Raw genomic sequence first — 13,194 nt, 5'->3', positions numbered from 1 at the left:
CACTTTATTTTAACATTTTAACAATCACATGCGTAATTTCTTACAAGGAGCAGTGTAAAATATTAAATGTCCATCTCGGGAACATCATCCGGAATATGAAGTTTTCCGGCTGTGGCTTGAGCTATTTCTTCTACGCTGACCCCGGGGGCGCGTTCTCTGAGAACAAAACCATCTGAAGTAATATCGAGAACAGCGAGATTAGTTACTACTTTCTTAACACAGCCCACACCGGTAATCGGTAAAGAGCAGCGCTCAAGTAATTTAGATTCTCCGCGCTTGTTGGTGTGCATCATAGCGACTATTATATTCTCTGCACTGGCGACCAGATCCATTGCACCACCCATTCCTTTGACCATCTTGCCTGGAATTTTCCAGTTCGCTATATCTCCGTTCTCTGCCACTTCCATAGCTCCGAGTATGGTCAGGTGTACGTGTTTTCCTCTGATCATGGAAAAGCTCATGGCAGAATCAAAGAAGGAGGCTCCGGGTAAGGTTGTAATAGTTTGTTTTCCGGCATTGATCACATCCGGGTCTTCTTCTCCTTCTATAGGGAAAGGTCCCATTCCAAGAACTCCATTCTCACTCTGGAATTCAACGCTGATATCGTTGCGAACATAGTTTGCTACCAAAGTCGGGATACCAATTCCCAAATTCACATAATAGCCGTCTTTGACTTCTTTAGCGATGCGTTTCGCAATTCCGTTTTTATCTAGTGCCATTATGTTCTTGGTCTTACAGTTCGTTGTTCAATGCGTTTCTCGTATACCGCTCCTTGGAAAATACGCTGTACAAATATTCCAGGAATGTGTATTTGATTCGGATCCAATTCACCGGCTGGAACCAACTCCTCCACTTCGGCAACTGTGATCTTAGCAGCTCCACAAATATTCGGGTTGAAGTTCCTGGCTGTACCTTTGAATATAAGGTTACCCGCAGTATCGCCCTTCCATGCTTTTACAAAGCCAAAGTCGGCATTGAAAGCATACTCTAATATGTGCATCTTGCCATTAAACTCTCGAACCTCCTTGCCTTCTGCCACCTCGGTGCCATAACCTGCGGGGGTGTAAAAGGCTGGAAAACCAGCTTGGGCGGCTCGGCAGCGCTCGGCCAAAGTTCCTTGAGGGATCAATTCCACCTCCAACTCTCCACTGAGCATTTGTCTTTCAAACTCCGCGTTCTCCCCTACATAAGAAGAGATCATTTTTTTGATCTGTTTGCGTTGCAGCAAGAGTCCCAATCCGAAGTCATCTACTCCCGCATTGTTAGACACACAGGTAAGGCCATAAATATCCTGTTTAGACAAATAGCCAATAGCGTTTTCAGGGATTCCACTCAGGCCAAATCCTCCAAACATGAACATCATGTCTGAAGAGACACCCTTGCAGGCCTCTTCTACGTTGGCAACAGTTTTATTGATCATAGGTTTTGTTTAAAACTCAAATTCGTTGGGCACTTCCTCTGTCGGAGTATTGTTCTCTGCCCACTTCTCGCAATCGGTCTCAATGGTCAACTCGTCTGGTTTTTCAAACTTTCCTGTTGAAATGTCGAGACCCTCTTCTTCATAACACTTTTTCATATAAATACCCCAAATCGGCAGCGCCATGGTAGCGCCTTGTCCATAAGCAGTCGAGGCGAAATGCGTAGCACGATCGTCTCCCCCAACCCAAACACCGGTCACTAAATTTGGAACTATCCCCATAAACCAACCATCACTGTTGTTCTGTGTGGTTCCTGTTTTACCCGCAATTGGGTTTTTAAAATCGTAAGGATAACCGGTCACAGCATTTTTGTAAACTGGGGTATTGGTAGCCCAAGTACCGCGCAGTCGTCTACCGGAGCCCGCCTGAGTAACCCCTTCCATCAAACTTAAAGTGACATAAGCTGTTTCTTGCGATATAACATCTTTTGCCTCAGGAGTGGCCTGATCCAATACGGTTCCGTTTTTATCTTCAATACGCGTGATCAAGATCGGCTTGATGTAAACTCCCTGATTAGCAAAGGTGCCATAGGCACCAACCATTTCATATAAGGTCACATCTGGAGTACCTAAAGCAATAGAAGGCACTTCTGGTATATCTTCTGGATCTACCCCCATACGGGCCACCAATTCAATTACGGGTTTTGGCCCTACTCGGTCAATAAGTCTGGCGGTTACCGTGTTCACCGATTTACCCAAAGCATCACGCAAGGTAAGTGTACCTCCATAATCGCCATCAGAATTCTTTGGGCACCACTCTTTCATATTACCGTGTTTTCCTTGTGGAATACAATAAGGAGTATTGGGTAAGGTGTCACAGGGCGACATATGCATCTGATCTATAGCCGTAGCGTACACAAAGGGTTTAAAGGTAGAACCGATTTGTCGCTGGCCGGTCTTTACCATGTCGTACTTAAAATGCTTGTAGTCAATTCCACCCACCCAAGCCTTGATCTCGCCGGTTTGTGGCGTCATAGAAAGCAAAGACGCTCTCAAAAATCCTTTGTAATAACGAATGGAATCCATTGGAGTCATCGTAGTATCGATATCTCCTCCCCAAGAGAAGATTCGCATCTCGGTCTTTTCATTAAAGCTAGTAATGATCTCCTTTTCTGACTTGCCTTGTCTTTTTAAAATTCGCCAGCGATCTGAGCGGCGCATAGCTGCATTCATTATACCGTCTACCTCATCCGGAGTAATATCTCTAAACGGAGCCGTTTTGTTCTTTTTGTTTTGCTTGTCGAATTCTGCTTGTAATTGAGCCATATGCATGTCCACAGCCAATTCTGCATATTCTTGCATGCGGGAATCTATAGTGACATAAACCTTAAGCCCGTCGCGATCGATATCGTAATTCGTGCCGTCTGACTTAGGATTGTCCTTGGCCCACTGCTTCATGTAGTTTCTTACGTACTCTCTGAAGTAGGTCCCGATCCCTTCATCATGTCCTTGCGGCATATAGTTGATCTTGAGCGGCAAGGCAATAAGAGAATCTCTGGTTTGCTCGTCAATGTAATCGTATTTCGCCATCTGGCTAATTACCACATTACGACGTGCCAAGGATTTGGCTTTAGATATCTCGCGCTTAGGGTTGTACTGTCGCGGATTTTTTAACATTCCCACCAAAATGGCGCTTTCTTCTACGGTGAGATCCATAGGTTCTTTGCCAAAGTAGATGTTCGAGGCCGATCTGATCCCCACAGCTTGGAAAATAAAATCCATCTCGTTCAGATACATAGCGACAATCTCCTCTTTGGTGTAACGCTTCTCCAAACGAACCGCAATGATCCATTCTTTCATCTTCTGGATTACCCGCTCTACCGTATTACTCGCTACATCGTCGGTAAAGAATAGTTTGGCCAACTGTTGGGTTATGGTACTGGCGCCACCGCGTTTACCGAGAAAGATAGCTGCACGTAAGAATCCTCGAGCGTCAATTCCGGAGTGATCGTAAAAACGCGCGTCTTCTGTTGCGATCAATGCCTCTACCAAATGCGGCGGAAGCTCATCAAAAGTAATAGGAGTTCTGTTCTCCTTGTAGAATTTTCCAATGGTCTTTCCGTCTGAGGAGATGATCTCTGTCGCGAGATCCTTTTCTGGATTTTCCAGTGCAGTTTCATCCGGCAATTGTCCAAAAACGCCCCAAGAGGCTAAAAGGAACATCAGGATAATGAATAAAAAGCCACCAGCTACCAACTTCCAAAATAGAAAGATGTACTTTCTAAGCTGCGACTTTTCCATAGCTTGTTTCTTTGTTACTTGTTTTGCCATAGTTAGTCTGTTTGGGGAAGCTCTGCACTGATTCCCACATCCGTTATGCCTGTTAATCGTTCAACGCCATCTACCGCTCCATTATTGCGGACAGCATGTACTATGCTCAATTTATATTCGCCTTGCTCGGTAAAACGAACGCCTTGCTTATACCAGAGCTTGTTTTCTTTAACGCTGCCCAAACCGCTGCCCATCCAGGTTCCGTCTGGGTTGGCCATTCGGTATTCTAATGTGTCTGTAATGACCTTTCCTTGCGGAAATTCCATGATCGCTATTAGAAACAAATTATTGAACGGATAATCGTTCGTATTGCGCACATTGATAAACATATTGTATGCCGCGGTGGAGTCCAATTGTGGCAGTGTAGCTTGGACAGTATCTGTAACCGACCAGCCATCGGAAAAAGAGGTGTTCGTACTAAAAACAGCATCGCCGGTGCAACTGCCCATAAGCAGTGTCATCAATACACTAAAAACTGCTAATTGCTTCACTTTTGTTTTGATTTGGCCTGCGGTTGAGGCTTGCGCTTCTGATTGCGACTCTTATTTCTGCGTTTCTTTCTGCGTTTTTTAGGCTGATCGAATCGGGTCAGGCTATCTTGACCTGCGCCGTCGTTAAATTCGAAAGTGCTCAAGTTCACCTCGACCTTGTAGTCTTCTAAACTGCTCGCTTTCTTGCCCTTTTTGTTGATGCTAATGATCTCGCGCACTTGTTCGGCAGAAAGTTCATACCACTGCATCCAGTCGCCGTCGTAGGCGTACCAAAGACGTTCTTTAAAGATGTCTATTTTTTGACAAACTCCAGTTCCCTTCTCGGTCTGTAAGCGCACATCGCTCTTTGGAAAATTCTCTAAGGCATCCAAATAAGTGTCCAATTCGTAATTGAGACAGCATTTCAACTTTCCGCATTGTCCGGCTAATTTCTGCGGATTTAGCGACAGCTGTTGGTATCGCGCGGCGGCCGTATTTACAGATCTAAAGTCCGTAAGCCAAGTAGAACAGCACAGTTCACGTCCGCAGGAACCAATCCCACCCAAACGAGCAGCTTCCTGACGGAACCCAACTTGCTTCATCTCAATGCGAGTATTGAACGCACGGGCGAAATCTTTGATAAGTTGTCTAAAGTCCACACGGTCTTCTGCCGTATAGTAGAAAATTGCTTTAGAACCATCTCCCTGAAACTCCACATCGGAGATCTTCATTTGTAAGCCCAATCGAATGGCTATCTCTCGAGATTCTTTTTTAATAGCTTCTTCTCTTGCACGCGCCTTATGCCAAATGTCAATGTCTCGCTGTCCTGCTTTGCGATAGATCTTTGGGAGTTCGTCTACGGCTTCCTTGATCCGCTTTTTCTTCATTTGAACACGCACCAATTCTCCGGTAAGGGTAACTTGACCAATATCGTGTCCGGGGCTGGCTTCTGTAGCGACAATATCGCCAATGGATAGGGTCACTCCATCTGCGTTCTTGTAGTAGTTCTTACGACCGTTCTTAAAACGGACCTCAACGACATTAAAAGGACTTACCTCTGCCGGCAAGGCCATATTGCCCAACCAGTCAAAGACCGTGAGTTTGTTGCAGCCATCTGTGCCGCAAGTACCGTTATTTTTACAGCCTTTGGGCAGGCCATCCGCAGCGGAGGCACATGAAGTACAGGCCATAGAGAGATATATATTGCTCAAAAAGTCACCTTTTTGAGTCGGAAGTTAATACTTGATTTCGACCCTAAAGATAGGCAATAATAACGTATCTGCTACCCGCAAAAACAGCGGCAACCTACTTTTTGAACTTCAGCTTTTCGGAACGTCCTTTTTTGAAAATCTTGTTGCTGTTGTGCTGGCCAGAACGCAATTGCTTTTGCTCCTCATAAGGCAAATGCGTGATCTCTTGACACTCTTGGCTACAACAATTTTCCATCTTTTCGGCACAATCCTCGCACTGAATAAAGAGCAAGTGACAAGCCTCATTGGCACAGTTCACGTGGGTATCACATGGTTTTCCGCATTGATGACAATTGGCGATCACATCTTCGCTTATGCGCTCACCTCTGCGGTGATCGAACACAAAGTTCTTGCCGAGGAATTTGTTCTCTAACTCCTGGGCCTTGACCTGACGCGTGTATTCTATGATTCCACCTTCTAGTTGATAGACCTGCTGGAATCCCTTGTGTTTGTAATACGCACTAGCCTTTTCGCAACGAATACCACCGGTGCAATACATCACTAGCTTCTTGTCTTCTTTATTGTCTTTAAGATCCTCTTCAATAATGTCTAGAGAATCTCTAAAAGTGTCTACATCTGGAGTTACTGCCCCTTTAAAATGTCCGATCTCACTTTCGTAATGGTTACGCATATCGACCACTACCGCATTGGGATCTTCTAAAAGTTCATTGAAGGTCTTTGCGTCTACGTGGACTCCTTTATTGGTAACATCAAAAGTTTCATCGTTAAGACCATCTGCTACGATCTTGTGACGCACCTTGACCTTTAATTTTAGGAAAGATTTCAGGTCTTGTTCTACCGCGATATTCAGGCGGCAGCCTTCTAAAAAGTAGATCCCATCTAAAAAGGCCTTGAATTCCTCAAAGCGTTTTGCAGGAACTGAAAGCTGGGCATTGATGCCCTCATTAGCGACATAGATGCGTCCAAGGACCTCCATCTCGTTCCAAGCGATAAACAAATGATTTCTAAAAAGTTCGGGGTTGCCGATCTTGGCGTATTGATAGAAAGAAAGGGTCAAACGGTCTTCTCCCGCTTGTTCAAGTAACTCAGCCCTCTCCTTCGCACTTAATTTGTTGTACAGTTGCATGCTATACTTGCGTTTAAGTTGAAAGAAAAAGTATTTGGCCGCAAAGGTAGATTATTTAAATGCTTAAACAAAACCCACAAAAAAAACACCAAAGTGGAATATTTGGTGTTTTTTTCGAATGGCTAATTCGTTAATACTTATTGTTTTTTAAGAGTGACAGAAGGAGTAGCTAGCCACCATCGAGGCGGCAGTTAAAAATGACTACTAGGGTAACTGCCAGTCCTTTTTTGTTAACCATTTTGGTTTGATTCATGTATTTCACAGCAATGAATTTTCCCTTTGTATCTGATAGACTGTAAATTCATAAATGGTTGCGTGATTTGATTGAAATAAAGCAAAAGAAATAGTATTTTAGCCTTCTATCTTCAATCACATTATACTGCCGATATGAGTAACGAAAAAGACGCCAAATTAAAAGCCTTAAAACTAACATTAGACAAGCTCGATAAGACCTATGGGAAAGGTACGGTCATGAAAATGGGAGACGCTGCTGTTCAACAAGTTGACGCCATTTCTACGGGTTCATTGGGGCTAGATCTGGCGCTCGGTGTTGGCGGTTTGCCCAAAGGTCGTATCATTGAGATCTACGGGCCAGAATCTTCTGGTAAGACAACCCTTACCCTACACGCTATAGCGGAAGCTCAAAAAGAAGGTGGAATTGCTGCTTTTATCGATGCGGAACACGCCTTTGATCGTTATTACGCAGAAAAGCTTGGAGTAGATATCGAGAACCTGATCATCTCACAACCGGATAATGGAGAACAAGCCCTTGAGATTGCCGACAATTTGATCCGTTCCGGAGCCATCGATATAATTGTTATTGACTCGGTGGCGGCTTTGACTCCAAAAAGCGAGATAGAAGGGGAAATGGGAGATTCTAAAGTTGGTTTGCACGCCCGATTGATGTCTCAAGCGCTCAGAAAACTAACCGGATCGATCAGTAAGACCAATTGTACCGTGATCTTTATCAATCAGCTGCGCGAGAAGATCGGTGTTATGTTTGGTAATCCAGAAACTACCACGGGAGGAAACGCCCTTAAGTTCTACTCTTCTGTACGAATAGACATCCGCAGATCTACACAGATCAAAGATTCTAACAGCGCAGTTATCGGAAACAAGACGCGCGTAAAAGTGGTGAAAAACAAGGTTGCTCCACCATTTAGAACTGCAGAGTTCGATATCATGTACGGCACTGGAGTTTCTAAGGCTGGAGAGGTTATTGACCTTGGTGTAGACTATGAGATCATCAAGAAAAGTGGTTCTTGGTTTAGTTATGACGGCACCAAATTGGGACAAGGCCGTGACGCAGTAAAAACACTTCTTAAAGACAATCCAGACCTGATGGATGAGCTAGAGGCCAAAATCAAGGAGGCCATCGCCATCATCAATGAATAAAATTTTATACTTTCATACGCAACCCTAGCGGAGTTTTATCATCTACACAACAACTCCGGGACTGTGGTTGCTAACTGTGCAGCAAGTTTTAAGTAACAAAGTTGCACCAAGCTGGCGTGTTAGTAATAAAATTCGCGGATCAAAGTGGCTCTGGAAGCACTGATAGACAGATGTAAAAACAATGAGGCAAAAGCTCAAGGTGAGCTTTACCAATTGTATTCTGCCAAATTGTTTTCAGTTTGTTTAAAATACTCGCGAAATTATACCGAGGCACAAGACAATCTGCAAGACGCTTTCATTACCATTTTTAAGACCATTGGTCAGTTTAAACACAAAGGTTCTTTTGAAGGTTGGTTAAAGCGTGTTACTGTGAATACCGTACTGCAAAAATATCGCAAACAGCGAGTTTTTGACCTGGTCAATGAGCAGCAGATAGAAGCAGAAGACGTTGTAGTTGAGAATACTTCCGTTCCCTTGGATTTTTTGTTAAAGATCATTCAGGAACTCCCTGATAGGTATCGGTTAGTGTTTAACCTTTACGCCATGGACGGCTACTCGCACAACGAAATTGCAGAAATGCTCAACATTTCTGCAGGAACCTCAAAATCAAACTTGGCGCGTGCCAGGATGATTTTAAAAACAAAGATTACGGCTTACAACAATAATAGTTCGGCCGAAGGTTATTAGACAATGAGCGATAAAAAGCACATAGACCGAATTTTTCAAGAGGGCTTCAAAGATTTTGAAGCAAACCCTCCTGCAGAAGTATGGGACAACATCCAGGCTGCGTTGAAGAAAGAAGAAAAAGACGACCGCAAGATCATCCCGATCTGGTGGCGTGTTGGTGGTGTGGCTGCACTCTTAGCCCTGCTACTAACTGTAGGTGGTGTTTTTTGGCCGGATTCGGATCAGAACAATTCGTTTTCTAATGAAGCGACCGATCAAATGCAGCAGATCGATACTCAAGATCAGATCAAAGATCAGAAAACAATTGAAGAAATGGTCAAGGAAAATGAGGCAGATGCAATTGCTGAGCAGCAAAGCGATGACCAACAAATTAACTCTTCGGAAAAGCCCTCTGCTGCGGACGCCAAAATTGGTAACAGCAAACAAAGAGACGCGGTAGCGGACAATACAAACAAAAGCAAGACCCTTATTGACAAGTCCGCTGTAGATAAATCACTCAATACAGTGACAACTGCATTGACTAGCAATGATAGCTCGACCGAGCAAGACAAGACAGCAACTTCCAATTCAGAAACCACAGCGATAACTGCTACAGACAACACCGAGAATACAGTTGTAAATGACAAAACCGCCGATGCGCTTCTAGAGACGCAAACAAACACAGCTGCCACTACTGCTTCCACATACAATAGTGAGAACAAAACAGACCCTGAAGCCCAAAAGGATGAAGACGGGAAGATCTCTATTTTCGACGCGATTGAAGAACAAAAAGACATAGAAACAGCTACACTATTGGACCAACAAGATCCGATAGATAATCGTTGGAGTGTTGCTCCTCAGGTAGCTCCAGTGGTTTACGGAAGCTTTGGCGAAGGCTCTACTGTTGGAGCTGAATTTGCCGACAATCGCACTTCATCTGATGCCAACTTGAGCTATGGAGTTCAAGTGCAATACCAAGTGAATAACCGATTGGCGGTTCGTTCTGGAGTGAACCGAGTCAACTTAAGTGTGAACACTAACGATATAGAGTTCGCTGTTGCTCCGGCCGCATTTGACGTTGGGTCTAAATTTGTCAATGGCAACATTGCTTACACCGTTGGCGATAAGGGAACCTTGATCAACAGATTCGCTCAAGCGGCTCCTACCGAAGGTTTGGATTTGCCAGAAGTAAATGCCTTTGAAGGTTTACTCAATCAGCAATTCGAATATTGGGAAGTTCCCGTAGAACTGTCCTATGCAGTCTTGAATAACCGATTTAAAGTTAACGTCTTTGGTGGATTTAGTACGCTTTTCCTTCAGGACAACTCTATCACTGCTATCAGTGGGCAGCGCGAAACCGAATTGGGTAGTGTTGGAAACTTGAACAGTTTGAGCTTTACCACCAATGTTGGTTTAGGGTTACAATACGACATCAGCAAGCGCTTTGCAATTAATGTAGAGCCTGTCTTTAAATATCAACTCAATCCGTATGCGGACTCTAGTATAGGGTCACAACCATATTATATGGGAGTTTACAGCGGTTTGAGATTCAAATTTTAGGTTAGTTTTTTAGTTGGTTAGGTTAGTTATTGCAAAAGCAATAATACCTTGAAAGTCGCTCTCTGCTAGGAGAGCGGCTTTTTTTTGAGCAATTCTTTACTCTCTAGCTCGCCAAGAATAATTTCTCGTGTTTTATTTCTCAATGCCTGTTTGTCTCGAAGTTCCATATTTGTTGTTGGAATACTCGGCAATACCGAGGCGCGCATTTGGCCTGGATTCCCTCCAAAGAAACGAAAAGGAAAGCGCTTTTTATTGTCGTAAAAGACTAAAGGTGCAATAGGAATCTGATGCTCTATAGCCAGTCTAAACGCGCCATCTTTAAAACTGTCTAACAGTACTGATTCATCATCTGGTACTCCACCTTCTGGGAATATACAAACGCTTAGGCCGTTATTGAGTCGCTCCTGAGCTTGCTGAAAAACAGCCTTTCGGCTCTGGGCATTGTTTCTGTCCACCAAGATACAGGTGCGCTTATAAAAGAAGCCAAAAACAGGAATAGACGCCAGTTCTTTCTTCCCCACAAATACAAAGGGCCGCTGGACCGCATGCAGCATCAGCATTATATCGGTCATAGACTGGTGGTTGGCCACAAACATATAGCTTTGCTTCGGGTCGTATTTCTCCAAGCGTTTCACTGTGGGCACAAAACCCATCCCCCATAAGACAAAACGACCCCAGCCTCGGGCAATTTTAAAATACAGCGGATACCAAGAATCGCGGGAGATCAAAACGAGTAATACCGGAAATAGTAGTACAATGGGCAGAGCCACGAGTAGGTAGAACCAAATCCGCCATAGGAGCTTAAAAGGTGCGCTGATCCATTGCATGAAGACCAAAAATAAAAATTCCAATTCAGTTCCAATTCATTAGAGCAAACTTTGTAAAAAAAGTAACTTTGCCAAAAACAACGATATGGCTAGAATATTAACCGGAGTACAAAGCACAGGAACCCCGCATTTAGGGAATCTGCTAGGTGCGATCTTACCGGCTATTCAAATGGCGGAATCGCCAGAAAATGAGTCTTTTCTTTTTATTGCCGATATGCACTCGCTAACGCAGATCAAAGATGCGACTACTTTAAGAGACAATACCTATCGCACAGCCGCAGCATGGCTGGCATGTGGTCTTGATATAGAGAAGACCGTATTTTACAGACAAAGTGATGTGCCACAAGTAACCGAACTGGCCTGGTACTTGGGTTGTTTTTTTCCTTATCAACGTTTAACACTTGCACACTCCTTTAAAGACAAGGCAGACCGTTTGGAAGACGTCAATGCTGGGATCTTCACCTATCCTATGCTGATGGCTGCAGATATTTTGGCTTACGATGCCGAGATCGTTCCTGTGGGTAAAGACCAGCAACAGCACTTGGAGTTTACCAGAGATGTTGCCAGCAGATTCCACGCCAAGATGGGCGAGTGTTTTGTTTTGCCAGAAACCGAACTGCAGAAAGACACCATGTACGTGCCCGGAACCGATGGAAATAAAATGAGCAAGTCTCGAGAGAATACCATCAATATCTTTTTGCCAGACAAGAAACTACGCAAACAAATCATGGGTATACAAACGGACAGCACGCCTTTAGAGGAGCCGAAAGACCCAGACACTTGCAATGTCTTTGCCCTTTACAGCTTAATGGCTAGTGAAGAAGAAACCGCAGCCATGGCTGAGAAGTATCGGGCAGGCGGCTTCGGATACGGACATGCAAAGCAAGCCCTTTTTGAATTGATTCAAACCAAATTTGCAACCATCCGAGAACGCTTCGATTACTATATGGATAATTTGGAAGAGATCGATGCTGCCTTGGCCGTTGGAGCTGCAAAGGCAAGTGCAGTAGCCAATGAGGTAATTGGACGCGTACGTCAAAAGACCGGCTATTAAGCGCGAATAAACAGTTGGCCTGGCAAAGGTCTTATCCAACCTTTTAGTTCTAAAGACAACAAAAGCGCAGGTAGGTTGCCTACGGAGGCATCCCAATTTGCCCTCAGTTTTTCTATATGCACTGCTTGATCTGTAGGCAACAACTTATATACTGCTTGCTCCTGCATATCCAGCTTAATTAAGCTTTCAAAATCTAGGCGAGTTTGCTGCGGATGCTGCTTATCCCAACCCAAATTAGCGACGATTTTAGGAACATCGGTATAGATCTGTGCAAGCTGCCTTTCGATCAGGCCATGGCAACCTGCACTTTGTGGATCCGACCTTCTCCCTGGTATCGCATAGACCTCCCTATTGTATGAAAAGGCCATTTCTGCAGTACTTAGGCTACCTCCTTTATGGGCAGATTCGACAACAATTGTGGCTTCTGATAATCCTGCAATGATCCTGTTTCTGCGGATAAAAAAACGATTGTGAAAACCGCTGTCGATCCAAGTTTCAGAAACCAGACCACCTTGCTCTAAAAGTTGTTGGGCAATTTTTTTGTGTGCTTTTGGATAAACCTCATTCAGGCCTTGTGCCAAACAAGCAACCGTTGGCAAGCCAAACTCTATGGCCGCCATATGTGCAGTTATATCAACCCCAAAAGCCAATCCAGAGACCACAACAGGATTGTAGGGTCTCAGTTCTCGGATCAATGCGCGACATTGTTGTTGTCCGTAGGAGGTCATCCTTCGTGTACCGACTACAGATATCCATCGCTGCTGTTGCCAAGGTATATTTCCTTTGTAAAATAGAATTAAAGGACCGTCTGTGCAATGTGTTAGAATTTTAGGGTAGTCGGGTTCATAATATGCTAACGCATTTACATGATTCTCGGACATTAACGCTTGCTGATCTGCGGCAGCAGCCAGAGCTTCGTCCCATTTCCAATTGTTTAGAGCGTGCTGGGGAACCCATGACAATTCTTGTATGGCTTTTTTAGAAGCAGCCAAGACAGCATGAGGCTCTTTAAAGTGCGTAAGGAGTTTTTTTGCCACGGCATTACTGATACCTGGCTTATAGTGCAAGGCCAAAAGTGCTTGCAGCTCAATAGTATTCAAAATCGCTAAAATTGCAGGAGAGTGATTTAAAAATACA

At 44.2% G+C, this 13,194-nt stretch carries 12 protein-coding genes; 4 read left to right on the top strand and 8 right to left on the bottom strand.

Annotated elements, in window-relative coordinates; translation table 11 throughout:
- Positions 1-62: 62 nt before the first annotated feature.
- The 6 genes from AC0J2F_RS08135 to trhO form a co-directional block, all read right to left on the bottom strand.
- A complete protein-coding gene (locus tag AC0J2F_RS08135) occupies positions 63-719 on the bottom strand; it encodes a 3-oxoacid CoA-transferase subunit B (RefSeq protein ID WP_473007213.1) in 657 nt (218 codons plus the stop codon).
- Positions 719-1,420 carry a CoA transferase subunit A gene (locus tag AC0J2F_RS08130; protein WP_374957851.1) on the bottom strand — a complete coding sequence of 234 codons (702 nt, stop codon included), beginning with the start codon at positions 1,418-1,420 and terminating at the stop codon, positions 719-721. Before AC0J2F_RS08130 ends, AC0J2F_RS08135 begins: the two co-directional genes overlap by 1 nt.
- 9 nt (positions 1,421-1,429) lie before the next feature.
- Positions 1,430-3,748: a penicillin-binding protein 1A gene (locus AC0J2F_RS08125; protein ID WP_473007212.1), complete on the bottom strand. Its 2,319-nt coding sequence runs from the start codon at positions 3,746-3,748 to the stop codon at positions 1,430-1,432.
- 2 nt (positions 3,749-3,750) lie between these two features.
- A complete protein-coding gene (locus AC0J2F_RS08120; protein ID WP_473007211.1) occupies positions 3,751-4,239 on the bottom strand; it encodes a gliding motility lipoprotein GldH in 489 nt (162 codons plus the stop codon).
- On the bottom strand, positions 4,236-5,408 hold the full coding sequence (locus AC0J2F_RS08115) for a PSP1 domain-containing protein (RefSeq protein WP_473009378.1): 1,173 nt from the start codon (positions 5,406-5,408) through the stop codon (positions 4,236-4,238). Before AC0J2F_RS08115 ends, AC0J2F_RS08120 begins: the two co-directional genes overlap by 4 nt.
- A 115-nt stretch (positions 5,409-5,523) precedes the next feature.
- Positions 5,524-6,555 (bottom strand): oxygen-dependent tRNA uridine(34) hydroxylase TrhO, encoded by a 1,032-nt coding sequence (gene trhO, locus AC0J2F_RS08110; RefSeq protein ID WP_473007210.1) that lies wholly within the window; start codon positions 6,553-6,555, stop codon positions 5,524-5,526.
- A gap of 387 nt (positions 6,556-6,942) precedes the next feature.
- Between trhO and recA the strand changes: the two genes are divergently transcribed.
- The 3 genes from recA (at position 6,943) to AC0J2F_RS08095 (ending at position 10,176) form a co-directional block, all read left to right on the top strand.
- On the top strand, positions 6,943-7,950 hold the full coding sequence (recA, locus tag AC0J2F_RS08105) for a recombinase RecA (protein WP_087523778.1): 1,008 nt from the start codon (positions 6,943-6,945) through the stop codon (positions 7,948-7,950).
- A gap of 144 nt (positions 7,951-8,094) precedes the next feature.
- Positions 8,095-8,637: an RNA polymerase sigma factor gene (locus AC0J2F_RS08100; protein WP_473007209.1), complete on the top strand. Its 543-nt coding sequence runs from the start codon at positions 8,095-8,097 to the stop codon at positions 8,635-8,637.
- 3 nt (positions 8,638-8,640) lie between these two features.
- On the top strand, positions 8,641-10,176 hold the full coding sequence (locus tag AC0J2F_RS08095) for an outer membrane beta-barrel protein (protein ID WP_473007208.1): 1,536 nt from the start codon (positions 8,641-8,643) through the stop codon (positions 10,174-10,176).
- A 65-nt stretch (positions 10,177-10,241) separates the two neighbouring features.
- Here AC0J2F_RS08095 and AC0J2F_RS08090 read toward each other — a convergent pair whose 3' ends face one another.
- Positions 10,242-11,003 carry a lysophospholipid acyltransferase family protein gene (locus AC0J2F_RS08090; protein ID WP_473007207.1) on the bottom strand — a complete coding sequence of 254 codons (762 nt, stop codon included), beginning with the start codon at positions 11,001-11,003 and terminating at the stop codon, positions 10,242-10,244.
- A gap of 85 nt (positions 11,004-11,088) precedes the next feature.
- Between AC0J2F_RS08090 and trpS the strand changes: the two genes are divergently transcribed.
- Complete coding sequence (gene trpS, locus AC0J2F_RS08085; protein ID WP_087523781.1) at positions 11,089-12,057, top strand: tryptophan--tRNA ligase; 969 nt, start codon at positions 11,089-11,091, stop codon at positions 12,055-12,057.
- Here the strand turns inward: trpS and dprA are convergent.
- The gene (gene dprA, locus AC0J2F_RS08080) at positions 12,054-13,157 is read right to left on the bottom strand and encodes a DNA-processing protein DprA (RefSeq protein ID WP_473007206.1); all 1,104 of its coding nucleotides are present in this window, start codon (positions 13,155-13,157) and stop codon (positions 12,054-12,056) included. The two genes, trpS and dprA, sit on opposite strands and share 4 nt — an antisense overlap.
- Between the last annotated feature and the right edge of the window lie 37 nt (positions 13,158-13,194).

The sequence above is a fragment of the Gilvibacter sp. CC01 genome (assembly GCF_055755295.1).
The sequence above is the reverse complement of the archived record's forward strand: the minus strand, read 5'-3'. Positions and strand labels throughout refer to the sequence as shown.